26 protein-coding genes and 1 pseudogene are annotated in these 24,695 nt (G+C 62.2%); 17 read left to right on the top strand and 10 right to left on the bottom strand.

The genetic code is table 11. The annotated features are described in order from the left end of the window. Positions 1 to 48: 48 nt before the first annotated feature. The 3 genes from repB to FV227_RS14720 all read right to left on the bottom strand — a co-directional run bounded on the left by repB (position 49) and on the right by FV227_RS14720 (position 3,464). Positions 49 to 1,074: a plasmid partitioning protein RepB gene (gene repB, locus FV227_RS14710; RefSeq protein ID WP_147859307.1), complete on the bottom strand. Its 1,026-nt coding sequence runs from the start codon at positions 1,072 to 1,074 to the stop codon at positions 49 to 51. Next, positions 1,071 to 2,291: a plasmid partitioning protein RepA gene (gene repA / locus FV227_RS14715; RefSeq protein WP_147859308.1), complete on the bottom strand. Its 1,221-nt coding sequence runs from the start codon at positions 2,289 to 2,291 to the stop codon at positions 1,071 to 1,073. Before repA ends, repB begins: the two co-directional genes overlap by 4 nt. Positions 2,292 to 3,182: 891 nt before the next feature. Continuing rightward, complete coding sequence (locus FV227_RS14720; protein ID WP_147859309.1) at positions 3,183 to 3,464, bottom strand: zincin-like metallopeptidase domain-containing protein; 282 nt, start codon at positions 3,462 to 3,464, stop codon at positions 3,183 to 3,185. 443 nt (positions 3,465 to 3,907) lie between these two features. Between FV227_RS14720 and FV227_RS29035 the strand changes: the two genes are divergently transcribed. From FV227_RS29035 to FV227_RS14760, 10 genes are all read left to right on the top strand, one after another. Continuing rightward, a complete protein-coding gene (locus tag FV227_RS29035) occupies positions 3,908 to 4,078 on the top strand; it encodes a hypothetical protein (RefSeq protein WP_187274817.1) in 171 nt (56 codons plus the stop codon). A 205-nt stretch (positions 4,079 to 4,283) separates the two neighbouring features. Continuing rightward, positions 4,284 to 4,490 (top strand): hypothetical protein, encoded by a 207-nt coding sequence (locus FV227_RS14725; protein ID WP_246686617.1) that lies wholly within the window; start codon positions 4,284 to 4,286, stop codon positions 4,488 to 4,490. Between the two features lie 1,865 nt (positions 4,491 to 6,355). Next, entirely contained in the window at positions 6,356 to 6,493 is a 138-nt protein-coding gene (locus FV227_RS29040; RefSeq protein WP_187274815.1) for a hypothetical protein, read from the top strand. 145 nt (positions 6,494 to 6,638) lie between these two features. After that, positions 6,639 to 7,619, top strand: coding sequence for a hypothetical protein (locus FV227_RS14735; RefSeq protein ID WP_147859311.1), 981 nt, complete (start codon positions 6,639 to 6,641; stop codon positions 7,617 to 7,619). Between the two features lie 119 nt (positions 7,620 to 7,738). Further along, the gene (locus tag FV227_RS29045; RefSeq protein WP_187274816.1) at positions 7,739 to 8,242 is read left to right on the top strand and encodes a hypothetical protein; all 504 of its coding nucleotides are present in this window, start codon (positions 7,739 to 7,741) and stop codon (positions 8,240 to 8,242) included. Between the two features lie 13 nt (positions 8,243 to 8,255). Continuing rightward, complete coding sequence (locus FV227_RS29865) at positions 8,256 to 10,082, top strand: AAA family ATPase (protein ID WP_246686616.1); 1,827 nt, start codon at positions 8,256 to 8,258, stop codon at positions 10,080 to 10,082. Positions 10,083 to 10,115: 33 nt separating this feature from the next. Further along, a complete protein-coding gene (locus FV227_RS14750) occupies positions 10,116 to 10,349 on the top strand; it encodes a hypothetical protein (RefSeq protein WP_147859313.1) in 234 nt (77 codons plus the stop codon). 857 nt (positions 10,350 to 11,206) lie between these two features. Beyond that, the gene (locus FV227_RS29050) at positions 11,207 to 11,563 is read left to right on the top strand and encodes a hypothetical protein (RefSeq protein WP_147863046.1); all 357 of its coding nucleotides are present in this window, start codon (positions 11,207 to 11,209) and stop codon (positions 11,561 to 11,563) included. Continuing rightward, the gene (locus tag FV227_RS14755; RefSeq protein ID WP_147859314.1) at positions 11,560 to 13,155 is read left to right on the top strand and encodes a hypothetical protein; all 1,596 of its coding nucleotides are present in this window, start codon (positions 11,560 to 11,562) and stop codon (positions 13,153 to 13,155) included. Before FV227_RS29050 ends, FV227_RS14755 begins: the two co-directional genes overlap by 4 nt. Continuing rightward, a complete protein-coding gene (locus tag FV227_RS14760; RefSeq protein WP_246686641.1) occupies positions 13,152 to 13,433 on the top strand; it encodes a type II toxin-antitoxin system VapC family toxin in 282 nt (93 codons plus the stop codon). The genes FV227_RS14755 and FV227_RS14760 overlap by 4 nt, the downstream gene beginning before the upstream one ends. Positions 13,434 to 13,489: 56 nt before the next feature. Here FV227_RS14760 and FV227_RS14765 read toward each other — a convergent pair whose 3' ends face one another. Continuing rightward, positions 13,490 to 14,191, bottom strand: coding sequence for a response regulator transcription factor CtrA (locus tag FV227_RS14765; protein WP_147859316.1), 702 nt, complete (start codon positions 14,189 to 14,191; stop codon positions 13,490 to 13,492). A gap of 166 nt (positions 14,192 to 14,357) precedes the next feature. Between FV227_RS14765 and FV227_RS14770 the strand changes: the two genes are divergently transcribed. The 3 genes from FV227_RS14770 to FV227_RS14780 all read left to right on the top strand — a co-directional run bounded on the left by FV227_RS14770 (position 14,358) and on the right by FV227_RS14780 (position 16,201). Then, positions 14,358 to 14,804: a MucR family transcriptional regulator gene (locus FV227_RS14770; RefSeq protein WP_147859317.1), complete on the top strand. Its 447-nt coding sequence runs from the start codon at positions 14,358 to 14,360 to the stop codon at positions 14,802 to 14,804. A 178-nt stretch (positions 14,805 to 14,982) separates the two neighbouring features. Beyond that, positions 14,983 to 15,441: a hypothetical protein gene (locus FV227_RS14775; RefSeq protein WP_147859318.1), complete on the top strand. Its 459-nt coding sequence runs from the start codon at positions 14,983 to 14,985 to the stop codon at positions 15,439 to 15,441. Positions 15,442 to 15,748: 307 nt separating this feature from the next. Further along, positions 15,749 to 16,201, top strand: coding sequence for a hypothetical protein (locus FV227_RS14780; RefSeq protein WP_147859319.1), 453 nt, complete (start codon positions 15,749 to 15,751; stop codon positions 16,199 to 16,201). On the opposite strand, the gene FV227_RS14785 is transcribed toward FV227_RS14780, so the two are convergent. From FV227_RS14785 to FV227_RS14795, 3 genes are read right to left on the bottom strand one after another with little or no spacing between them, the layout of a single operon-like run. Then, the gene (locus tag FV227_RS14785; protein ID WP_147725766.1) at positions 16,174 to 16,617 is read right to left on the bottom strand and encodes a hypothetical protein; all 444 of its coding nucleotides are present in this window, start codon (positions 16,615 to 16,617) and stop codon (positions 16,174 to 16,176) included. The two genes, FV227_RS14780 and FV227_RS14785, sit on opposite strands and share 28 nt — an antisense overlap. A 26-nt stretch (positions 16,618 to 16,643) precedes the next feature. After that, positions 16,644 to 17,036 (bottom strand): type II toxin-antitoxin system VapC family toxin, encoded by a 393-nt coding sequence (locus FV227_RS14790; protein ID WP_147725767.1) that lies wholly within the window; start codon positions 17,034 to 17,036, stop codon positions 16,644 to 16,646. Further along, complete coding sequence (locus tag FV227_RS14795) at positions 17,029 to 17,289, bottom strand: AbrB/MazE/SpoVT family DNA-binding domain-containing protein (protein WP_147843462.1); 261 nt, start codon at positions 17,287 to 17,289, stop codon at positions 17,029 to 17,031. Before FV227_RS14795 ends, FV227_RS14790 begins: the two co-directional genes overlap by 8 nt. Before the next feature lie 419 nt (positions 17,290 to 17,708). Between FV227_RS14795 and FV227_RS14800 the strand changes: the two genes are divergently transcribed. After that, positions 17,709 to 18,329 (top strand): recombinase family protein, encoded by a 621-nt coding sequence (locus FV227_RS14800; RefSeq protein WP_147859320.1) that lies wholly within the window; start codon positions 17,709 to 17,711, stop codon positions 18,327 to 18,329. Between the two features lie 231 nt (positions 18,330 to 18,560). Here the strand turns inward: FV227_RS14800 and FV227_RS14810 are convergent. Then, positions 18,561 to 18,913: pseudogene (locus FV227_RS14810) on the bottom strand (DUF3140 domain-containing protein). Positions 18,914 to 19,319: 406 nt separating this feature from the next. Continuing rightward, positions 19,320 to 20,411, bottom strand: coding sequence for a TadE/TadG family type IV pilus assembly protein (locus tag FV227_RS14815; RefSeq protein ID WP_147859322.1), 1,092 nt, complete (start codon positions 20,409 to 20,411; stop codon positions 19,320 to 19,322). A gap of 376 nt (positions 20,412 to 20,787) precedes the next feature. Here FV227_RS14815 and FV227_RS14820 point away from each other — a divergent pair, with 376 nt between their 5' ends. The 3 genes from FV227_RS14820 (at position 20,788) to FV227_RS14830 (ending at position 23,640) form a co-directional block, all read left to right on the top strand. Next, complete coding sequence (locus tag FV227_RS14820; RefSeq protein ID WP_147859328.1) at positions 20,788 to 22,170, top strand: pilus assembly protein TadG-related protein; 1,383 nt, start codon at positions 20,788 to 20,790, stop codon at positions 22,168 to 22,170. Positions 22,171 to 22,617: 447 nt separating this feature from the next. Then, on the top strand, positions 22,618 to 22,899 hold the full coding sequence (locus tag FV227_RS14825; protein WP_147859323.1) for a DUF1963 domain-containing protein: 282 nt from the start codon (positions 22,618 to 22,620) through the stop codon (positions 22,897 to 22,899). Further along, complete coding sequence (locus tag FV227_RS14830) at positions 22,900 to 23,640, top strand: DUF1963 domain-containing protein (RefSeq protein WP_147859324.1); 741 nt, start codon at positions 22,900 to 22,902, stop codon at positions 23,638 to 23,640. 316 nt (positions 23,641 to 23,956) lie between these two features. On the opposite strand, the gene FV227_RS14835 is transcribed toward FV227_RS14830, so the two are convergent. Continuing rightward, positions 23,957 to 24,562 (bottom strand): chemotaxis protein CheB, encoded by a 606-nt coding sequence (locus tag FV227_RS14835; protein WP_147859325.1) that lies wholly within the window; start codon positions 24,560 to 24,562, stop codon positions 23,957 to 23,959. Positions 24,563 to 24,695: the final 133 nt, after the last annotated feature.

Below are 24,695 nucleotides of genomic sequence, written 5' to 3' on the forward strand. Positions count from 1 at the left end.
TTGTCTTTTTCGAGTGCGTCGTCTCCCTGGTTTGTGTTGTGGATCGGGTTACGCCTCGCCAGCCCGAACAGCGGCGAGGATCTCGGGAAGCCGATCTAGGAGAGCGGTACCGAGTTTCGGCTCCAGCTTCTCATCGATCGACAGAATGAAGCGACCGCTGCTGCGCTCAATGCGCGCGACCTTGCGTCCCTGCTGGTCTTTCCACACTTCTGACTTCGCCTTCGGCGCAACCTTCGGACCGAACGCCTCCAGTGTAGCAGCAAAGCGCTCATCAGTTGGCTTAGCGATAAAGCCCGGATCACTGATCAGCTTGCCGATTTCAGAAGCGTCCGTCGACTTCAGTCGCTCCGCCAAAAGCAGCCAACGCGGACGACCAGCCGCCGGGGCGGGGCCGATCGCGCACAGGACCTCCTGGGGTACCGTTTTTGCGACCGCAATCAGGGTCGAGAGATCCCCCTTCCCCACTCCCATGGCGGACATAATTGTATCGCGGCGAAACCCGTGGGCTTCGAGTCGCAGCGCGAAGAAAGCTCGCTCGATGTAGCTGAGATCGCGTCGCTCCAGGTTCTCCTTACCCTGCGCAACGACGAGTTCTTCATCTGAGAGCGGTCGGACAACAGCTCGTATAGGGCGCCCCAGGATCAGTGCAGCGCGAGTCCGCCGTCGTCCATAGGCGATCTGAAAGCGTCCGGCTGTCTCCGGATGTGGTCTCACAAGCACGGGGACCTGCTGCCCACTTTCTCGGATGCTTTCTACCAGGCCAGGTAGGGTGGGATCATTGGCATCAGAGACACGATCGGCAATGAAGGAGTCATCGACAAGTCCGGGATCCAGATCCACTATGAGCGACCCAGCCTCGATCTCGGCCGCTACATCGGCTCTGGCTGCCAGATTGCGCAGGGTTGAACCCATCGTGCGCACGGCGCCGGTTCTACGGCTTTCAAGTACGGGGGAGGGAGAGTTTGCACCTGCAAACTCTGCTTCTCCAGGGACAAGGTTTGCAGGTGCAAACCCCTCTGGCTTTGCTCCCTGCTTCGAACCAAACAAGGCATCTAGGTTCGTCTTGCGGTTCATGCGCGTCCCCACGCCTTCCGTATAAGGCCCTCGATCTCGGCGTTTACTGCATCCAAGGCCTCAAGCGCCCTGTCGTAGGTCGAGCGTGTAATGGCGTCCCGGCCAATCTCGTAGAGGGTCTGTTTCGACAAGCCGGCATCCGAGACTGCAGATGACTTCAGCATCGGTGCTGTAAGAACGGCGTCATCGAACAGGGTCCGGAGCATCCCAACGATCCGCGTTTGTGGCGCGTCCTGCTGCTCGTAGCGCGTCACAAGATAGCGAAGCCAATCGTACTGGAGATTGCCGCCGGCCTCCGACACAACGCCGAGAAGATCCTCGGTCATCGCCAGGAACTGGCTCATGGACGCCACATCCAACATCTGGGGGTGAACGGTGATAAGCAGCGCAGTCGACGCACATAGAGCGGAGAGGGTCAGGTATCCGAGCTGCGGCGGACAATCGATCACGACAACGTCGTAGCTGGCTTCTACGGACTCTATCGCTTGTGCCACTCGGTCGAAAAACAGAGGCTCGCCTGCACGGCGCTTGTTCAGAGCACGCGGCGTCTCGTGCTCGAACTCCATCAACTCAAGGTTCGCAGGGACTAGGTCCAGACCTGTGAAGTAGGTGTGCCGAATGACGTCGCCCAACGGGCGGCGAGAATCATCGTACCGGATCGCCCCATATAGAGTTTCATCGGTATCGACATCCAATTCTGGCTGAACACCAAGGAGAGCCGATAAGCTCGCCTGCGGATCGAGGTCGATCGCCAGAACGCGATAGCCCCTTAGCGTCAGAGATTGGGCAAGATGGGCGGTTGTCGTTGTCTTGCCCGAGCCACCCTTAAAGTTAGCTACGGCGATGATCTGGAGGTGGTCACCTTCCTGACGATGCGGCTGGTAACGTCTTCCGCTGCGCGTATTCTCGTCGAGATAAGCGCGAATGCCATGGATGTCCGAGAGAGTGTAAGAACGTCGCCCGTTTGGCGAGACGTCAGGCTGCGGCCCTAAACCTTCCGCGGCGAGTTGCTGGAGCCGAGACACAGTGACACCAATAATTCGAGCAGCTTCTGAGGAGGAAAATCGGCGCAGGGTCTTGGCTGATGTAGGAGGAAACAGCCCAGACGAGATCGCCTGAAGCTGCTCGCGCAACACGGCTGCATGGTCACCGATCATCGCCGCCGGCGAAACCGTTGGCTGCTGCGGAGGCGATTTGATTACCGCGTGCTGGTTCATCCTTATGGGCCTTGCTTGCAGAAAATTCCCCAAATTGACGTAGCAGCTACAACTCGACCGAATCAAGGATGATTCGCAAGCCCGATAAATGCGGAAAGTGTAGCTTTTCACGAACCCGTCGCGGGTCGCCTGTTCACCAGCTCAGGCGGTCATCACCCCAACCGCGTACGTCAGCGGCGATTAGGTTGGTGACATCCCCGACCACGCTGCCGAGGCTGTGCCAGGGCTCCGGTACGTTACGCGTGTCGTCGAGCCCATAGACGGCGGGCAGGGCGATGAGCTTGAGACGAAGGGCATGTAAGCCTGGAGTCGGCTGCGCTACCAGCAGACCGCCGACGACTCGGATAGCGCGGGCTGTGCTGTCCTCGTGGCACTGAGAAGCGTCGAGACCGCACACTCCGGCCGCCCTTGCCAAGCCCGCTGTCGCCTTCAGACCTGGTGCTTGAGGGCACGTGTGCAGGGTCCAGGCCGCAGATGCCGACCGATTGTGTCGGTGTCCGTCGCGTAGAGCGGAGGTGAGTCGGGCGATGTCGGAAAACGCACTTGCGGAAATCCTTGCCGCACGACGAGCGTTGCTTCCAGCCTTTCGATACGCGCCTGCGCGCGCTTGCGAGCGGCCATGATCTGTTGGAATTGCGCGAACGGCCGTGGATCGGATCATAGCCAGCGTCCCCAGTGAGCAACTTCGGAGTGTTCGCCGATACCGAGAAAGGGGCCGTGGCAAGCATCACTAGCAGTCGATGGCGCGTCGGCTTCGCGATACCTGACCACCCGCGGTGCCCGGGCGTGCAGTGCCCTCAAGGGAAGGGTCATCGCTCACGCGGCACCTCCAACGATTGATGCGGGAACAGACAGGTGTCCGAGCTTTGGCACGTTCTGGGCGGAACCCGCCTAAGTCGAGGACGCAGGCGGCGCGAGGAACTGCGCGGCCTTAGAGGCAAGGGAGGCTGCGGTGACGAGTGCACGGGGATCGTCACGCACGAGCGGCAGCCAGCCGGCCATATAGGCGGCGTGGTTGGTGTGTGACTCAGGAGCTAGGCCGAAGCCAGCAAGGATGAAGGTTGCCTCAAATTCGGCAACGAGTTCTTCGGCGGCGTAGGCACGGTTGGCGAATGGGGTATTAAGCTGCCGGTCGAGGCAGTAAGGACGCTCGCGTCCAGTGTGCGAGTTCATGCACCAGCGTTGCGCAGAAGCCCTCCACTGAACGAAACAAGATACGACCCGGCGTCTGGATCTCGTCACGGGCAGGAAGTTAGCAGTTGGTCTTACCTGTCCGGATAACTGTGATCAATCTACCGACCACCGCCGACATTCGTCGATGGGCCAATCGCTGATCGGCCATCATCACAGCGACAAGTACTGTTGGCGACATTTTGTTCGGATCTAGAATATCTAATACCCTCGCTCATTGAACGTTATGGAACGCCCCTGATAATGGTATGCCGCAACCTGTAGTGCGGTTCGGAACGCATCGTCGAAGCCGTCACCGAGTTAACAGGCTCGCCTCATGGCAACCTGTAGCAGAATGGCCCGCGACCTAAGGCTGTTACGGACCTATGGGTGCACCATTTATGGCGGGATTCCATCTCGCCGCGCCTACCCCTCTGACGTCAGCGATGAAGCGTGAACGCTGGCTTTGGGCGGGCTGCTTCGGGGTCTTGGTGCACGACCTGCGCGTCGTGCTGCGCCTGGCCGCGGGCCGTGCGGAGGCGCCCACGGCCGCGGTGCTCGACAGCCGTACCCTGCAGCTCGCCCCTGAGAGCAGCGCCCGCTCGGCCAGGTGCTGAGGCTGCATGTCATACCCGCCAACGCCAACGACCGCGCGCTGGTGGACGCCGTGCAGGAGGCGACCGGCAACAGCGTGGATCTAGCCTATGTCGACAGGGCTACACGGGGGACCGGGCGGCGAAGGCGGCCGATCACGGCATCGCCCTGGAGGTAGTGCGGGTGCCCGAGGCCAAGCGCACCTTCGTCCTGTTGCCACGCAGATGGGTGGTCGAGCGCGCTTTAGCCTGGATGGCCCGCTTCCGTCGCCTCGCCCGCGATTACGAGCGCCTGCCCGCCACCCTGGCAGGCTTTCACCTCGTCGCCGTCAGCGTCCTACTCCTACGCAGAGCCGCCAACTTCGCAGCAGCCCGTAACAGCCTCTGGGCAGATCGAGGAGGCCGGGTGCGCTATGAACAACGCCGAGGTGTTTGAGGGCTTCAGGCGATGGCCCCGCACCGAGGCGGCATGCAATGGCGCCCAGAACCTCAACGCGAGCTGTTGAGGTGTTCGCCAGGTCGGGCGAAAACCTCCCCCAGTCGAAACTGTGGTGATCGTTCAGACTCACGGCGGAAGCGGGGTGGTTGGCCTCGACCATCGGCCGGTGCCCGATCGTGCAGGACGATAGCGACCATGAAGGTGTCGTCTGTGTCCCCAAAAATGGGGACTTTACACGTAGGGCCAGCGCAGCGTGAAATAGCGCAGCCGCATGGTGCGGAGAGTCGAGGTCCAGAAACACGAAACCCGCCACGAGGGCGGGTCACATGCCGGCGGAAAACCGGGGGAAGATCTGCTTTGTGGCGAAGCGATCCTCCCCCAATCCGCTTCGTCTGACAAGAGGAAAAACACTGTTTTTCCTCACCGGCGGAGCTTTGCCCGCATGCGTCCGCGTCTGCCGAGGCTGGTCTCGTGACCAGAGGTGCGGAGCTATGTTCGCTGAGGAAATACGGCGCGCCGTCGAGGCTGCGTCGCGGGAGGGGCTGCCTGTAGTGGCGGCGCTGATGTGGGGCGCGTTCGAACAAGGACAGGTGTCCGAGGCCGAGGCTGAGGCCTTATCGGGGTTGATCGAGGCGCGGCAGCTCTCTGGGACCATATGCTCCTCCGGACAGAACTCCGACGCTGCTGAGACCAACGACGAGGCCGCCAGACCTTCGGAGCGGAGGGCCAGGCCGAAGAGCCGCCGCGGCTCTCGTCCTCGCACGGACGCCTCGATGGGGCGGCGTCGCCGCTGGGCGGCGTCCGGGCGGCTCCCACCGGCCCTCGCGGCTCAGTTTACACTCGCGGAACAGGCTGTTCTCGCTCTCGTTGCGGCCGAAACCGTCCAGCACAAGGATTGCCGCCTCGCTATCGGTCATCTAGCGGCAATTGCCGGCGTCGCCGAGACAACGGTGCGCAATGCGATCCGAGAGGCTCGCAAGCTCGGGATGGTGACGGTGGAGGAACGGCGGGTAACGCACTTCCGCAACCAGACAAACGTGGTTCGCATCATCTCGACCGAGTGGACGAGTTGGCTGCGACTGGCACGCAAGAGCGCTTCGCCCTCTGCTGCACGGGATGCCGACCGCTCATCTGCCAGGGGAGGTGGGTGCAAATCCGCGAAGTGCACGAATACACATGTTTTACATCCTGTGAATTCTGCGCCTTTGAAGCCTCGAAAGGGCTGCCGAAAAAGGGCGAACGACCCTGTCGATACGACCTCTCGGGGAACCCCTCAGCTGGGTAGAACGGGTCGAGCGATGCGATAGGCACGCCTATGTCCGCTGCTCGGCCAAGCTCCTCCAGTAAGGCGCTCGCAATCCCGCCCTCGTCTCGACAGCAGGGCCACGTCCACGTTGGCTAGCGCTCTTGCATGCTGCGAGACCCTTGGCAGGCATCCACGGCTCCAGGGCTGGATCCCGTCGATCGGGTCGCTCGCTCGATGACCGCGACCCGGAGCTTACTTCCTGGGCTGTCCCGCGGCAGGCGTGCTAGCCTCGGATAGCGGGAGCGGGGGTCGTCGGCCAGGAAGAGGCCGACGTAGGTCCGGATGGTCCTGGGGCGGCCTCGTCATCGACCCTAACTCACTCGATGACTTCACGGTCGTTCGGGTTGTGCAGGACTGCCAGATCCGCCGTTAACGATGTCGGTGGATCAGCCCGACCGCGTGCACGAATTCGCTTTGCGAGAGCGCCGGACCAGGCCAGGTTCGACCCCGGCAGTCCCCGTACGTGCGCCGCCGCCTTTACCAGAGGCGGCCGGCGCCGGTGTTACCAGCACCAGCGCGCGGCCTGACCACAGTCGTATCGGATAAGGATGCAACCATGGCTGAGCGCCACCTTAGCGGCCCCGCGCCGCGCTTCAAACCGTTCCTGCACACCCATCTCCGCCCCTACGGCAGCGAGATCGTGCCCGTTCGCTCCCCGTCCGTGATCGCGTTGCGCCGCACTGACCTCGCCTGAGGTCCGTCGACGTCCTCAAACCCGATCCGAGCAACCCCGACGCGTCGCCCCGCCCGGCGGCCTGCTGCAGCTTGCGCGCAGGCCGCCCATCCCCGGACCCAGCTGTGGCCGGTGGCGGACACGCGTCACGGACAGGAGCCCTTCCGTGCAGTACTTCCTCACCAACCCCGCGGCCGTGCGCGCCGCGTGCCTCGTCGAGCATCTCGACGCCGATCCACTCGGCGTGCGGATGGCCACCCCCGCCGGCTCGCCGGTGGTGGTGCTTGCCGCCCCGTGGATCCGTCGCCGCGAGCTTGCCGCCGGCGTCCACGGTTTGACGGTCGCCGCCTACATTCTGGCCGGACCGGTCGATCTCGAGGGGGTGTCCTGGCAGGTCTACGCCGGCGAGAGCGGCGACTTCCCCGAGCGCCTGGCCCGCCACGCCCGTGATCCGGCCAAAGGGTTCGTGAACATGGTGTTTCTGATCACGAGCCGCGATCCGGAGTTCGGTAAGCAGACCGTTCAGGCGCTGCAGTTCCTGATCGATCGGACGATCGAACGCACCGGGCGGGCCAGCATCCTGCGCGGGGTACGTCCAAGCGAGCCGCGGCTCCATCCCGATGACTGGTGCCGCCTCGAGAGCTTGCTTGCAGCGGCCAACATCGGGCTGCTTGCCCTTGGCTGCCGCCTGCTCGAGCCCGCTCGCCCGGCCCATGGTCCGGTGCTCGAAGCCCCCGAAGCGGAGGAGAACACTCCCAGCGCGACGCCGCCGCGGGGTAAGGGAGCCGGCGCGACCGCCGCCGAGGCCGACCATGGCCGGAGCGGTCAGACCACGTTGGCGGGGCCGATCGAGCCCCGCCGTCTGGTGCTGCAGCACAACGACGTCTGGGCACATGCGCTGGCCCTCGACGGAAGCGTCACGATCCGGGCTGGCTCGGAGATCCGCAAGACGGCTTACGCGACCATGAGCCCGGGTATCGTGCAGGCCCGTCAGACCTGCTGCGACGAGCACGCGCTCGTCGACATGCCGGGCGATACGACCCGCTGGCGCCTGGTGCGCGACGTGGTGGTGCCGTCCGCGACCTTCGCGGTCCGCTTCGTCACGGGTTGTCACCTCGACGGACGCGCCTGGCAGCCGCTGGCCTGAACCGAACCCAGGCGGGCGCGCGTCGCCCGCCCAGGGGTTCCGATCCGTCGCTTCTTCCATCCCCTCATCCCGATCCCCAGCGTCGGCGTCGCGCCGATGCGATCGCCAGGCTTGTCCGCATGCCCCTCCCGCGTATCCGCGTTCCCGTCCCCCTTGCCGTCGACCCGGTCGATCCGGCCTTGTCTCACCTGCCGCCCGATCCGTTGACCTGGTGGCGGCAGGTGCCGCCGTCGACATTCGACCTCGCGGCCCAGCGCATCCTTCTCGAGGCACTGCGCGAGCGTGTATCCGCGACGCGCTCGATCGACATCGCTGCTTGCCTCAGCGACCCGGCCGCCGCCGTCCGCGCCGCACTGACGGCGTTGTCACCCCACCCCACCCGGGGTGATCGCGTGGCATCGCCCGACGATGCCAGCCGGGACCGCGTCCTCGACTTGGCGCTGTCGGCGGCGGCGCTCTGCGCCGCGCAGGGTGATCCCGCCTGTGCCGCCGTGCTCGTCCACGCCCTCGGTCGCCGCGCCCGTCGTCGCGCCGACCTCGCCGTCCTGTGCCTCGCCCACGCCTGGCGCCGCCCCGTGACCGATCCGGCCGGCATCCCCGTCGCGCCGACCGCACGCCGCTGAGGGAGCAAACATCGTGGGATTTTCCTCCATCATCAGCGCCCCTTCGATCGAACCTGCGCTCGCCCGAACTCTACTGCTGGCGCATGTCCCGCGGCGTCTACGCCTCTCCCTCATGCCGGCTTTGCGCCTCAACGTCGCCCAACTCGGGATCGCCGCGGAGGTGACGACGCTCGCCCCCGATGCAGCCGGCCTCGCCGCAGCCTGGGTCGAGGCGGCCGACGTCTCCGCCGGCGCGCTGTGGCTCGACCCCCGGTTCGCCAACGCAGCAGCGGCGCTGACTGGACACCTCGACGCCCTCGCGGTCGCCCGGGACCTGCCGGCGCTGGCTTCGCTCGCTGATGCCGTGGTGCTGCTGTCCCGCCCCGGTGAGGATCGTGCAGCTGCAGCGCGTCTTGCTCCTTCGGTATGGATGGAGAACCACCTCCTCGCCGAGCTTCATCTCCTGGTCGAGCCGACCGCCATGAGCCGCGCCCGGATGGCCGTGGGGTTGCCCGAGGATGAGGTGGGCGACCGGAACACGCCGGACACCGCGTCGGCGGCCGCGGCGATGGCGGAGGACGACGACGAGGACGGCGAGATCTCCGGTCGGCGCCGCGATGCTGAGGCGGCGCTGGAGCGTGCCTGGAGCACGTCCCTGGACACCGCGCTGCTCGACCTGCGCGCGGATGCGACGGCCGTCGTCGCCGGGCTGGCGACGCTGGCCGGCGGGGCCGGCGACGACCATCTGAACGGCGTCGCTCTGGTGCTGGCCGCGATCGAGGTCGGACGCCGCCTCGTCGTCCCGGTCGAGGAGCGGGTCCGCCGGGCGGAGAGCGCACGTCGCCAGACCCTGACCCGGCGGCTCGATCGGATGGAAACCGAACTGCGCCAGGCGCAGGCGGCTGCAGCTTCCGACCGGCCATCCAGCGCGGGACGGGCCACCGCCGACCACGAGCCGCACGTGACAGGGGCGAGCAAGCCCGCGGGCACGGCCGTCCAGGAGGGCTACCTGCTGGCCGTACCCCCGGTGGCGGAGAGCCCGGCGGACAAATCGCGCAACCTGGTCCGCGGCTACGAGGCGATCATAGGCAAGGCACTCCCCCTGGTCGCAACCCCCGACCTCACGGCACTGCGCGCCGAACTGATCGCCGAGTTTCCCTATGCCCATGCAGCGATCGAGGCGCTGCTGTCGGACCTCGGAGGGCGTTACGTGCACTTGCACCCCACGATACTCGTGGGTTTGCCCGGGTGCGGGAAATCCCGTCTGGCGCACCGGGTCGCCGAACGGCTCGGCCTGGGACCGTGGCGGGTCGACGGATCGCATGACGGCGCAAGTTTCCTGGGCGGAACGGACAGGCGGTGGACAAGTGCCGAACCCGCACACGCACTCATGGCGATGAACAGGTTCGGCATCGCAAACCCGATGATCTTGATCGACGAGATCGAAAAAGCCGCGACCCGGACCGATCACGGTAGGCTTTGGGATACTTTGCTGGTCATGCTCGAGCCTGAGACCGCGCGCCACTACATGGACCCGGCGTTCCAGGTCGAGGTCGACCTCAGTCAGGTATCCTGGATCGCCACCGCGAACACGACCAAAAACTTGCCCGGTCCACTGCTCGACCGCATGAGGGTGATCGGAGTCTCGTCGCCCGGACCGGCGGACTTGCCGGCACTGTTGCCGGGTGTGCTCGCTGGGATCGCGCAGGCCCGAGGGCACGATCCCCGGTTTCTTGAACCGCTGGATGGTGAGGAGCGTGGGGCGGTGGAAACCGCATGGCGGGGCGGATCCGTGCGCCGGCTGACGCGGGTGGTTGAGGCGATCGTCGCCGTACGCGGCAAGGTAGCCCCCCGGCACTGAGAGCGCCTCAGGCCACGGCCAAGATCGGAGTCTGTGCGCATCACCCAGGCTTGCGATCCACGGCAGGACCTCATCGAGCGAGCCGGCGTCGTCGAACGGACCGGCGACGATCTCGAACAACAGCGGGGAGGGCTTCTCGTCCGGCGTCGGATCGGCAGCGGAAGCAGGGCCAGGTGGATGGAAGGTGGGCAAGCTGCCGTTGGCGATGTTGCACGTCGCACCGGCCATTGCCGCCTCGACATCGACGATCGGATTGCGGTCGCTTGAACCCAGATCGTCCTCCCCGAGGGTGGTGATGGGGGCCGAAGTCGGATCCGGGCCGCTGGCCGCGCCGTCGAGCAGGGAAGGCGGTTCGGCGACGAGGGGGGGCGCGACGAGATCGACGACGACGAGGGTGGGCGCCTTCGGAGCGCTCGGCGCCCGCGGGGGCGAGCGGCTGGTTTTACCGGCGCGCGAAGTCGTTTTCTTGGTTGGACGCGAATTGGTCAGGAAGCTCCAACGCGCATGCATGCCCGCATCGGGTGGAACCAGCAGGACGTCGATGGTCAGACGACCGGCGATCCGGCGCACCGTCACGAGCCAGACTGCCGTCCCCCACCGCTGCCGTGCGCCTGCGGACGCCGCGCCCGCCCATGCTCCATCATCGACGCAGTCGAGGGGTGCCTCCGCCCTGGCCATCGCCACGACGTGATGGGTGGAAGCCAGTCTGCGTCCGTCCGGCAGTCCCTTGACGGTCAGACGGGCATCCTCGACCCGCTGGTCGAGACTGCCGAACACGGTGTCACGATCCCCGTACAGCGTCGCGTACGAGGAACTCTCCGTGTTCCAACTGACGATGTCCTCCAGCTTTGCCGGAAGTGCGGCTCGAGCGACGCTCGAGAGTGCGAAAACCGCCGTGCGCTTCGGTGAATGGGCCATAGGGAACCTCCGTTTTCGAAGATCCAGGCTTTGTTCGAAAATCACAACAAGAGTTCGCTAGAATATTTTTGTAGGCCTATAACGTTTATCCCCCTACAGAAAAAATTTGTAGACCACATCCGGAATGTGAAGCTATTAGTCAGGAGCTTAGCAGAGGCCAGCACTGGCGCGGTACTACCGCAAGCCGGATCTCACGGGAACTCACCATGGCTGGATCCGAAACGCGGCGGGCTATTCACTGTGCAAGCGTACGACTCACCCCCGGGGAACGTACGACGATTGCGAAGGCCGCGGCCCGTGCTGGCCTTGCGCCGAGCGGGTTTTTGCGACGCGCCGGGCTGGCGGCGGCGCGAGGCACACCCGGCAAAGGAAGTGCTGCGGCGCGGCCGGGACTGGATCTGGCCCGCTGGACCGCGGCAGTGGGAGAGGTCGCTGATGTCCTAGCCGATGTGATGGCGCGGTCTGAGGTGGATGGGCCGGTCACGGCAGAGATCGTTGCGCTTCGTCAGTCGATCCGCGACCTCGACGCGATGGTGGTTTGGGCGATCGAGCACGACGGGTGATCATCAACATCCACCCTCACGGCCGAACGCCGAGCGCACGGTCCGCACTTGCTGCGCATCTCACCGCAACGACCGGGGGGCAGGGTGTACGGCTTGTGCGGGTTCGGGGGACGATCGCGGACGCCGTCGAGGGAGCGATCGCCTGTTTTGCCCGCCTCCGCGCTCTGTCGGAACGCGCTCGCATCGCGTTCTGGCATTTGAACCTGAATCCGATCCGTTTCTGGAACGCGACTCAGCGTGACGAGGCGGTGAGGCGGATCCTGAAGGCGCTATCGGCCGAGCGCCATGCGTACGTATTGATCGAGCATACGGCCAAGCCGCGGGCGCGGGGGGAGGGGGCACCGACGCACTACCATCTGCTGATCGCGAATGTCGGCCGGGATGGGCGCGCACTCAACCCATCATTTGCCTACGTCCGCCTCGAGGCAGTGCGGGCGACGCTGGAGGTTGATTTTGGTGAGGCGGTCACCCCGAGCCGCCGGACGGACGCAGTGGTTCGCCGACTCCACCGTGACGGACGTCCTGATGTTGCAAGTGCCGTCGAGGCGGTCCGCCCCGCCTCCGACGCCCAACCGAAATCTGGCCTGAGCACTGCGACGCGGGCTCGATTGGCACGGGTTGGGCTCTCTGCCCCCGGACTGCGGGCGCAGGTCATCGATATCTATAGGCGCGGCGAGGAAGGAACCTCGCTGTGCCCGGCGCTCGCGGATATCGGCCTGACCCTGATGGAGGGTAAGCGGACCGGCATTTGGATCGTGAAAGCCGGCGATCACCTCGTGGGGTCCCTCGACCGGCTGGTTGCCCGGCCGCGTGCCGAGATTGCGACACGCATGACCGTGCCCCCTCGAGCCGTTAGCCCCGAGACCGGACCAAAGCGCGCGGATGCGACAATCGAGATCGGCTCGGTTGATGATGTGTCGCTTGCGACCCAGGAGCAGACAGGATCGCAGAAGATCAGTGTGGCTGCAGCCTCTTGGACCCGGCATATCCAGGGCCTGATCGATGCCAGCCAGACCGCACTCGAGGAGGCAGAACGTCGAACCGAAAGGCCTGAGCGAACCAGGCTGATCGCTATGGTCGAGCGTCGGGTCGTGGCGGCTAGGGCTGCGAGGGAGGCTGCCGAGCTTGTCCTTGTTGAACAGATGCGGAAAATGGCGCCGAGTGGGTGGTTCAACAGGATCCTTGGACGGACGGCGCTCCATGAATCGCTGATGAGGACCGTGCGAGCGGACGTTGCGCGGGCGATGCACTGCCTCGAGACTGTGAAGGAACGCAAAGCCCACATCGGAGGTCGGGTGGCAGCGGAGTTGCGCCACTGGCAGGAAACTGTCGCGCGTGAGGACCGGGAGCAGGCGCGTGAAGAGCATCGGCTCAAAGGGCAGATCGAGCTCTGGCGGGAAGCCTTGGCTGTTATTGAGGCAGACCCCCAAGTGGCGGTAGGTGGAAGCGCAGCGATTAAGGAAGCCGTATTGACCAAGCGTGCTGAGTTGAGAAAAATTCAGCCGTGGTCGCGTGGGTCGCGTCCCAGCCCCGCTCATGGCTCTACACCACCAATCTCGACCGTGCCGAGATCTTCTACGGCGTCACCATGATACCGCCAGGCCGCCGGCGGGACGGGTTCGCTCTGGTCGCCTCGGCGATCTTTGCCGAGGCGTTTACTGGGCGCGTCCTGCCATTCGACGGCTTGGCCGCTGATCACGATGCGCGGATCATACGGACGCGTCGCGACGCCGGGATGCCGATCGAAGGCTTTGACGCCTTGATAGCAGCCACGACCGCGGCTGCGGGCTACAGCATCGCCACCCGCGCTGTCGGCGGTTTCGAAGCGTGCGGTCTGACGGTCATCAATCCCTGGCAAGCAGCAGGGTGATAACGAAGTCGCTCCCAAAACACATAAGCTCGATCCTACCTGAGCATCTTGCCGCGTCAGCTTGCGATGGCTTGCATTTGACTGACGCCTTCGCGCAGCACGTAGCCACGACCCCAGACTGTCTCAATGTAGTTCTTGCCCTGGCTGGCGTTGGCGAGCTTCTTCCGCAGCTTGCAGATGAACACGTCGATGATCTTCAGCTCGGGCTCGTCCATGCCGCCGTAGAGATGGTTGAGGAACATCTCCTTGGTCAGCGTCGTGCCCTTCCGCAGGGCAAGGAGTTCCAGCATCTGGTACTCCTTGCCAGTGAGCGGAACCCGGTTCCCACCGATCGCGACAAGCTTCTGATCGAGGTTGACGACCATGTCGTCGATCGTCACGGCCGCCTCGGCATGCCCTTGCGAGCGGCGGACGATCGCCTGAATGCGGGCGACGAGCTCATCCCGGTGGAACGGCTTGGTGAGGTAGTCGTCGGCGCCAAAGCCGAGACCCTTCACCTTGTCCTCGATGCTGGCCATCCCTGAGAGGATCAGGATCGGGGTCTTCACCTTGGCCACGCGAAGGCTGCGCAGCACCTCGTAGCCGGATATGTCAGGGAGCGTCAGGTCGAGGAGGATGATGTCGTAGTCGTAGAGCTTGCCTAGATCGATCCCCTCCTCACCGAGATCGGTGACGAAGGGATTGAACCCGGCCGTCTTCAACATCAGCTCGATGCTCTGCGCCACCGCCGCATCGTCCTCGATCAGCAGAACCCGCATCGTCCGTCCCCGTAAGTGTTAAGATCCACTAATGCGTGATCCTTAACAAATCCCTGTTTTGCAGTAGGGTCCGTATCAGCGCCTTATCGGCCTATATTCGACTTGTTGTTCTGCCAGAAACTAATTAAGATAGGCCATATCAGTTGATTATAGGGCAGTATATTTCATGTTGGACGAAGCAGTGGCAGACACAAGCAGCAACGTTTTGGCGATGGCAGCCGATATCGTCTCAGCCTATGTCTCGAACAATCACGTTCAAGCTGGCGAGTTGCCGAACTTGATTGCCAGCGTCCATGCATCCTTGAGCCGCCTTGGCGGTGAGGAGCCGACGGCCGCGTCCGAACCTGAGAAGCTGACGCCCGCTCAGATCCGCAAGTCGATCACCCCAGATGCGATCATCAGCTTCGAGGACGGCAAGGGCTACAAGACGATGCGGCGTCATCTTACCCTACGCGGCCTGACACCGGAGGCCTACCGCGCCAAGTGGGGCCTGCCTGCCGACTACCCGATGGTGACCACGAGCTACTCGGCAAAGCGCTCCGCACTCGCCAAGAGCCTGGGTTTGGGTCAGCAGCGGCGCAAGTTGGCACCGGACGCGGCCGATGGATCGTGAGGGGACTGGGCCTGGAGCGCCTAGGCCACAGGGTTAATGAAGCGTTTCCGTTCATGCCTTGTTCCCGTTGTGGAAAACTCCCGAAGCGGTCAGTTTGGCCCTTGTAGCGGGGCATAGCATGCACATTCGAGCCGGGGAGCGGCTGCGCCTTACACTGTGGGGCGCGGGGAGCCGCGCTATGGTCAGTCTCAACACCTACGCGGTGACCCAGCCCGCGCTGGAGGGGTTTGATCCGACGGAGGATGGCTTCCACCACGACGTCACGTCGTGGCTGCATGACGGCTTCAACACCTTGACGGTCGTGCTGATCGGGCCGCCGGGCGAGGTGCCGTTCCGCATGATGGTCCGGCATGGCGATCATTCCGAGCACGTCCTCGACGAAGCCGACTTTCTGCCGCTGGCGACGCCATGGCGGCTCTGGACGCTTCGCATCGAACGGGCATCGGTGCTGAACCAGCATCTTTCCGGTCTTGGTCACGCCCAGCCGAGGCGGGTGGCCAGCGATCAGATCATGCCAGGTGCTGTCGGCGGCGGCATGTCTTTGCGCGTCGACCAGATCAGGGCGCCGGCCTCGTTGGTGAGCATGGCCACACCGGACCAGCCCTCGAGGATCGCTTCAGCGAGAAACCTCCCTTGAGCGATCGCCTGATCCCCCGAGCTCGCCTCGATGTGGATGTGCCGCGTCTCGATACGCCCACCACCATCACAAGGACGGCGCAGGATCCGAAGTTCGAACCCGGAGGTAAGCACGCCTGCAAGCTGTGGCATGGCATCAATTCGTAAAACGATTTGTTTCACAATGACATAGCCAAACAGGCGTGGTCAGACCTCTTTTTGGATGTTTAGGGCCTGCTTTTTCCAGAAAGGCGCCAAACCGGAATCGATCGTACCTTTGGCGTGGCTTGGGCCGATCTCAGTTCGTGACGATATGAGGATGTGATCGCGTGCCTATCCCCCAGCGCCAACTCGGCGCATCGATCCGGACCGCGCTGCATATCGCTGATCGCGATGCGATCGCTGCTTTCGTCCTGGACGAGAGCACAGTGTTTGCGCCCAATAATCCGTTCGCGCGAACCAGTGTCGGTGCACAGAGACAGGTTTGGACCGGCTATCAGCGCGAATTCTACTTCTCGAACATCGCTTCTCTTGGGCTGGCGTGTTTGATGAATGCCTTATGCGCACGTCCCGATGACGAGGCGATTGTTCAGGAGATCCTCCAGGCCGATGGCTGCCGTGCTTACGTGTATCACCCGGGCGACGGCTGCCAGATTGTCGGGGCCGTGCTGCATGCCAAGGGGACCGGAGCCCTGCCAGTGATCAAGCCACTTCCACGAGGCGGCCGGCGGGGCAGGGGGCAGAGATCGGCGCTTCAGCTCGATTTGTTTGCGGTCGGGTAGAGCCCCCGAAACAGGTCCCCCATCGCCCGACACTGAAACAGGGTGCGCCAGCGTCGACGCCGATGCTCGGGGCGATCGTGGTTGATGTGACAGCGTTGGCAGAAGGCTGCGAGGTTGCGGTCGAGATTGTTGGTGGTGTCGTGATCGCGGTGTGCGGCAGCCAGCACAACGCGGGTCGTACGGATGCGGCCGAGATCTTCGATCGTCGGCAGGCTGCGCAGCGTACGGCCCTGTCCATCGCGCCAGGCTCCGATGCTGGCATCCCACCAGCGCCCATCACCGAGATGATACACGGTCAGCCCATGGGGCCGACCGCAGCCCTCGCAGGCGCCACCCGCCCGCCCGAAGCGGATCGCCGCTGAGAGTTGCGGCCAGTCGATGGGATAGAAGAAGCGATGCTCGCGCCGGATCGGCATTGTTCAGGAGATCCTCCAGTGACGTCTCATGGGAGGATTTCGATGGTGATCCTGAGGCTTTTGGGGAGGTCGGCCCAGGCTTTCTGAGTGGTGAGCGCGACAGCATTTCGCTGTTGTGCGAGGGCCAGGCAGGCATGATCGCTGAGGGAGAGATCGAACGCCTTGAGAAGCGGTCTCAGCATGCCTGTGGCTTGAGCTTGAGCGTCGTCGAAGGGATCGACCCGTAGGTGAAGCCCCCCGACAGCTTGGGCGATGCGGTTTTGGGAGCCGCCGGCTTCAGCGAGGGCAGCATAAACTTCGGACAGAGCGACGGCGCTGATCCAAGCGCGTGGCAGGACCGTGATCACGCGTTGCGTCCCGGCTTCACCCTTGAGCAGGCAGAGCAGGGCTGAGGCATCGAGGACGAACGCCTCAGTCATGCTCGGTCTCCTGGTGCGGATCGTTTGCGCTATCCTGGCTCAACGCATTTTCACCTGGCGCATCGTCGGGTCGGAAGGTGCCGACAATCGTCTGAGCCAGGCGTACGGCTGAGGTAAGCGATCGGACATGAAGTCCGTCCTCATCCAGTTCGATGATGACGGTATCGCCGACCTCGATCCCGAGCTTGCGCCGAAACGCAGCTGGAATGATCAGCTTACCCCCATCGATAATTTTAACCGCCTGCGACGCCATGACGACCTGTCAGATGGTACCTGAACGTCATTTCGTACCAAACCACGCATGTCGTATCAAGATGGCCGGGTTCAGATAAGGGAACCATGGTCGTGGCCTTGCGCATATGGCTCGACCTTCGGCTCTGATTGCCATCCAGGTTTGAGATGAAACATCAGTGAGTGACCAAAATCGCATCACTACCGTATCCGGTGTCACTTAATGATAATTTTCTGTCGATGACAGAGCGTAGAATTTATGACGGCTTGTAGTACGGTAGCTCGGCCGTTTGGGGGCCGTCGCTGTATCTGTCACGCAATCGCTCGTTTGCGTGACAGGCACGAACGGGGGAGCACCGCAGATCGGCGGCCCCCGGCCCCTTGATCGTCATACCGCCTCACGACGCGTGGCCCGTCACGCCCGCCCAGGATCACCACCCCATGCTGCTCGGCTACATGCGCGTGTCCAAGACCGATGGCTCGCAAACCACCGACCTGCAGCGCGACGCCCTCCTCGCCGCCGGCGTCGAACCCGAGCGCTTCTACGAGGATCATGCCTCCGGCAAACGCGACAGCCGCCCTGGGCTCGACGCCTGCCTCAAAGCGCTTCGCGAGGGCGACACCCTCGCGATCTGGAAACTCGACCGCCTCGGCCGCGACCTGCGCCACCTCGTCAACACCGTCCACGATCTGACTAAGCGTGGGGTTGGGCTCAAGGTGCTCACAGGCCAGGGGGCCAACATCGACACCACCACCGCCAATGGCCGGCTGGTGTTTGGGATCTTCGCAGCGTTGGCGGAATTTGAGCGCGAGCTCATCATCGAGCGCACCAAGGCTGGCCTTGCCTCAGCGCGTGCCAGAGGCCGCAATGGCGGGCGCAAACCAAAGATGACCCCAGCCAAGCTGCGACTGGCGCAAGCCGCAATGGGGCAGCCCGAGACTAAGGTCGCCGACCTCTGCCTCGAACTTGGGATTACACGCCAAACCCTCTACCGACATGTCGATCCCAAAGGCGCCTTGAGGCCCGATGCCCTCAAGATCCTTGGACAAAAGGCCGTCTGATCACCGTGTTGGTAGGGATTGAGCAACTCTATACTCGGCCCTCTAAATAGCAGCGCCAAAGGCTGACAAAGCGGCGCGGCCTGCTTCGCTGGCGTTTTCGCGCGTCGGATACGCTTCTGGCGAGACCCGGACGGAAACGCCATTCGCGTCCGTCAGATGCCACCGGAAATCCTTACTACTCTCTTGGCAAGGCTCTACGGTAACAGCGAGAGGTGTAGGGTCATCCATAGTTTATGCACCCTCGAGCAGATCGTGACCCCAGTTCATCAGAGAAAGCCGCCACGGCGAATCTTGCACAGCGTCTTTATCTTTCGGGCCGCCTTGCTTCAGATGCCGATGTACATAGCCGACGACTTTGCGCATATGCCTATAATCCTCATCTGAAAGTTGAGAATTCTTTTTATGCAAAATCTCGACAATGCGACGACCTTCCTGGTGACCAGTCGCCTCGGTGGCACCATCCTTCTTCTGGCCGACCGATTGACTTGCGTCACTCTTCAGGAATTTCTCAGGGCAAAAGCCGTCATAATCACGACTGACTTATACTCCTTATTGATCATCTCGTGGTCGTCATTCTTAGCCATCGCATACCTCCAATCCAGCCATCAACGTGAGGCCACTACCTGTGTTCCGGAATTGTCCTGTGACGGAAGCGCTGTGCTTTGTGCGCCGAGTGCTACTCTCTATGCCGCGCTTTCCGCCATACCACTGTGTAATCTCCTCCAACGGTAGAAGTGTAAGGACCCTTGCGCCGTATTCCCGACGTTAGATTTCCCGCCACGCTACCCCGACAAGTTTCAACCGATTTGTTCCTCAGCTGTTCCACACCGTGATGGCCGCCGGGAAAACGGTCGAATAACGCCTTCCTGGACGTCAGCCAGGCGACGAGCAGGAGGTACCCAAATATGCAACAGGCGAGCCGGCCTCCATGAGATAAAGATCATAAGAGGCGGCCGCACAAGCAACGTGACCAATCAACATATATTCAAGCTATTCAACGATTCGTAATTTCTTGTCAGAGACCTTTACCAATGTCGGACAGGATACGATGACTCGAATATCGTCATAGTCCATGTCGCTACCAGCGTTCGGCGGCCGATCTTCCCAGCCGTAATACATGTACTTGTTATCGCTACAACTCGCGGTCGCCGTGGCGGGATTGTGGGTCGTATGACTATTCGGCAAGATGCCCCCGTCCGACTTACTCTTGCATTGGCTCAGGGTGTCGCAGACAATCGTCTCCAAAATCGGATTTGAGACCATGTTAATCGGAGACAGAGTGGTTCCGTTGTACACGCGATAACCCTTCATACTCACCGACTGTACGCGTGTTCCCGTATCAATGGTCATATCGGTATAATACTCGTAAGTTTCTTGATTCGTATCGTTCCATGCGGATTTGTTGCTGCGTGCGTTTCGAACGTTATGCAGCATATAGCTTGGCGCTTCGTTGGCGCCACAGGTGGGCAACGTGGCCTTAGAGTAATCTGTCGAAGGCGTGCCATTGTCGGCAATGGCGACTATGCCTCGGCGACCCTTGTCGGCCTGGGCTTGTCGCTTTGGATCGGACGAGTAGCAGTACATGTAGATACGGTTGTAGTCAGCAGCCTCAGGTGACAGCTGGCTAAACGTTGGCGGGCTGGTCTGGTAGACAGGGGCAACTCGATTGACGGTCGTGGCAGTCCCGACTGTAATCTGCCTTGGCATGCCGGGTAGAAGGTGCAAGAGGCTCGTCTTCACCGTCGTCGAGATTGTCACCCGGTAGTTCGCGCCATCAACCCACGTACCATTAACTTGGAAGCCGTTGGTCGTCTTGACCGAACCCAGTTGCGAGGTGAGCTGAGCACTGGCCAGGCGCAAGCCCTCGGTGGCAGCGGCGACGGTGTCAGCGTTCGCAACCAACAGGGCGGTCGCATCGGCCACGCTGGCTTCGACAGCGCGGATACGCACAGCATTGCCGTAGTCAATCGCGAGGCCGCTCGCACCGACGAGGAGGGGCAGGGTGAGCCCAAAAATCACTATGACATTGCCGCTTTCGGATCTGACAAAGGAAGCCAATCGACGCTGCCTACCCCGCTGCATGGGCACCTCCCAACGTAGCCGCCGCTTAAAACCGGACAAACCGTGCAGCATACGAGGCATGCATATACAACCAGCCTTAATAATAAGTTATATTCATCAAACACAGAAATTTATATTGAGACGTTCTATTGCGAATAAATAATCTCTATTATTTTTTAAAAATCAATTTTTGCTTAATAGGGTTAAGGCGCCTCGTCACAACACGCTTCTTATCCGACAATCGCTTGACGCATTCATCAGTCTCTGCGCGTCTTTAAGACTATTTTGATTTTCTTCAGTCATTCAAAGTGCCATGCGATCCCTCTTTCATCCACCAAAGGTGAAGGTTGTCCCTCTGGCAAAGGTGATCGGTGAGCCGTGCTTCGAAGTGCCTAGTATGCTAAGTCGCCGAGATGGCTTCTGGGTTGATTGCCGCGGCGGTGTCGCAATCATTTTCGGTCTAAGTGCAACTTTACTGCTTGGCCTCGTCGGCGGCGGCGTCGACTATGCCCGCCTCTCGTACCGCCGCACCCAACTTCAGAGTGCTGTCGATGCGGGAACCCTTGCTGGCGGTAATACCCTCAAGCTCGCATCGTCGACCGTTGAGTCAGTCAAAGGCGTGACCGAACAGACGGTTCGAGACAGCGCCCATTTGCTACCGGATCGCCCATTCACGCTCACCGTCACTGTAGCTAGCGATAAGACAAGTGTGTTCGCTCGGGCTGAGGAAACGGTAAGGCTGGCTTTCGGCGCGTTCGTAGGCATTCGTACGACGGTGGTGGCGGTACAAGCGCGAGCCAACGTCGTTGGCAAAATGCGCCTGTGCATGCTCACCCTCGACCAGAGCGCACCCGGCGCCTTCAACCTGCAAAAGAGGGCCGAGGTCACCGCAGATGGGTGCTCGCTTTATTCAAATTCATCCAACGTCAAAGGCATGGTTGGCGGCGACAGCGCCATGGCCAAAGCTCAGACCATCTGCTCGGCGGGCGGCTACAGTGGAGCGCGAGCTAACTTCGCACCCCCACCGCAAACGGGCTGTCCGACGCTGGGCGATCCGCTCAAGGATCGCTCTCTACCCGTACCGGGCAGTTGCATGCCGATCCCGGCTTCGGCCAACAGCAAGGGTGATACCAGTCAGAACCTTGTCGACCAGAGCATCACCCTTGATCCCGGCACTTACTGCGGCGGCTTGCACATCACGAAGAAGGCGAACGTCACTCTTCGATCTGGCATCTACGTTATGAAGGATGGGCCGCTCGTGGTGGATCAGAAGGGCTCGCTGACAGGTACGGATGTCGGCCTGTTTTTTGCCGGAGATCAGGCTGGTTTGCTGTTCGACAAAAAGTCTACAATCAGCTTAGCGGCTCCAACCACGGGTATCATGGCCGGCCTGTTGATGGCCGAAGATCGAACTGTCAGCAGTCCTGTCGACCCGACGACCGCAATCATCAGCTTCGTAGGCGCTTTGCTCTCTCCTCTTTCCCCGGCCCCGTCGCCGACACCTCAGCCCCTAGGTGTGACGCGCCCTCTGCGTACCTACCGCATCATCAGTGACGACGCGCGGACCATGCTGGGGACGATCTACCTACCGGTTGGCCGGCTGGTGATCGACGCGGACAAGCCTGTGGCTGATCAGTCCGCCTACACCGTAATCGTTGCCGCACAAGTCAACCTCTATGAGGGACCGAACCTGTACCTGAACGCAAACTACGACGCTACCAGCGTGCCGGTGCCTAAAGGCGTTGGTCCGATTTCAGGCAAGCTCCTACTCACCCAGTGATAATTCCAGAAACGAAATATAATGTTTGGTTAATAAGCGAAATTTGATGTCCACCATCGGACGTCGCCCGCGCTTCGGCCTATTCCCCGAGTCGAAGTCGCTGGACAGTCGATGAATGGCCGCTTGTTGGAAGCGCCTGTGGCGAACCAAGCGACGGGGTTCGGTCGAGAACCACCGACTGCCTATGTGCGGAAAATGGTCGTTTTACCGACATAAGTGGAAGTCTGCTATCGACCCAACTCGGTTGTGCAGACCGTTGTTAGCACTGCCCAAAGCGGGCATTTGTCAGCCGCCCAGCGGCTTCGGCCCGAGGTAAATCACGGAAATTGTCTCGCTGCTCGCGAGCGGACGCTATGCACTACCAGCACAAATAGCGACACCCAACTTATGTGTCGTAGAACTTCGTGATGCAGGATACGGTGAACGCCGAACTCATCGGAGTTGCCCGTGCCGACATTTTCAAGCCTCGACGAGATCAGCCAATCGTTAAAAGAGATGCAGGTGCCCCTCTACGTTCAGGAGGTGCAGGCAACCGTCCGGCCGGTCGTGCTTTTCACACGCCGGCAGATGCCCGACGATCCGTTGCCCACTTGCACGAGCAAGGTTGGTGGCTTCCCCGACCTGCCCATAGATTTCCCTTGGCCCGAGCGTCCTGCCTTTCCAGATGCCGAGCGGAGGGCTGAGCAGTTTCGCCGCGAGGCTGAGCGCACGCGTGCACTGTTCGAGTAGATGGTGCTGGAGCCGCTGTTTCCCGATGAACCGCCAACGGCACCTGTTGATCTTGATAGGATCACCGCCGAAGCCGAGGGTCGCTGCGCCCCACTCTTCATGTCAATGCCGCTTGCCTTCGTCGCACAACTCGATCTCGCTATGTTGAGCCGCGAGGCCGGGTTCGATCCTGATCTACCACGCACCGGGCTCATTAGCATTTTCAACGACGTGTTATGTGAGGGAGTGACCGGCACACATTGGGTGTTCTGGCACGACCGGCCCGCCACCGACTTCGCACGTACCCCACCGCCTGCGCGGCTTGTTGATTATTGCGACGCTATGATGAGTGGTGGTGGCATGGAGGCATTCGGCGACCGGACGATGGCAGAGACCCTGCACCCGTTCTCAGCGGTGAGCATGCCGCGACACTGGCGGTCCGTGTATGCCCTTGGGACCGATGAGGCCGACGCGGTTTACGATTTCCTGGATTGCCAACCGGGAGCTCAGCCTAGCACGGCGAATGCGGGAGAAGATGAGAATATTAGCAACTTCGGCGACCGGCTCGGTGGTTGGCCAGAAGATATACAGGGTCACCCGGAAGACGAGATCGTAGCTGATTACGTCGGTGCCGAGCCGATCACAGCGCCGGGGCAAACGCCATGGCAGCAACTATTCTCGTATGGAGCCGAGCATTGGGGCGACACGCGTCTAATGCCTTCTCCGAGGAATGGGGACGGCAACACATACATTTTTGCATAAAGATGACCTACGTGCCCGGCGTTTTCATAGAGCGCAGACGATATATCAGCAGACATAGATGTTTTCTTCCTATGATCCTCGAAGGTCAGACAGTATAGATAATCTTTGTGAGGTGGATTCACCTAACGTCTAAGTTGGGCTTCATGCAAGATCATCCATGCCGGTCCACTTTACCCCATTGCTACCCAAAAACGGACCGGCACAAACCTACCCCAAGCAGACGGGGTATGATCCAGGTATTATGCACAGACAGGTCGTACTCATCGAAACGGAGCGAGTCCTTACGCTTTACACACATGTGACCCCGTTTCACCGTTTAGGTAACGGGGAGTTGATCGCCCCCTGCGACGGCCTTCGCGATCGCGGTGGCGATGGTCCGGGGGGTGCCGATCGTATCGATCGGGCCGTCGTAGGCGATCGCGTTCTCCGGCATGCCCTGGCGCGGCGACATCTCGGGAGTGAGGACCATGGTGAGGCCACCGGCGTGGTGGATCGCGGCCAACCCGCGGGCGCCGTCGTCGAGGGAGCCCGACAGCACGACGCCGATCATCCGGCCCTTCCCGTGCCGCGCAACGGAGTGAAAGAGCAGGTCAATCGTGCGGTTGCCGTAGCACCGCTGTGGGTCGTCGACGATCTGGCCGAAGCTGCGTGTGGCGAGTGTCAGGTGCTGGGCCGGCTCGCCGATGTAGACGCTGCCGGGCTCGAACCGCTTGCCCTCGTCCGCGATCAGGACCGGGTGGGGGCAGGCCTGCGCCAGGATCGCCCGCAGGTGGCTCGGCCGGTCCCAGGGCCGGTGCAGCACCACGAGGACGACGGCTTGGAGTGGCCGCGCGAGGGCGGCGAGAAGGGCGCGGATGTCGAGCAGCCCCTCTCCCCCGGAGGCACCCACAGCCACGAACCAGGGCGGGTCTTCTGCCAACATGCCTTTAGAGCGCCTAACAGAACGGCACCCTGAGCGTTGATGTGCGTTGGTGTTTCATGGCCCGCGCACTTCTTCCCGACGATCTCTGGGACGAGATCGCCCCGCTGCTTCCGCCTCCCCGACCCCGTCCGAA

The organism is Methylobacterium sp. WL119 (assembly GCF_008039875.1).
Classification (GTDB): domain Bacteria; phylum Pseudomonadota; class Alphaproteobacteria; order Rhizobiales; family Beijerinckiaceae; genus Methylobacterium.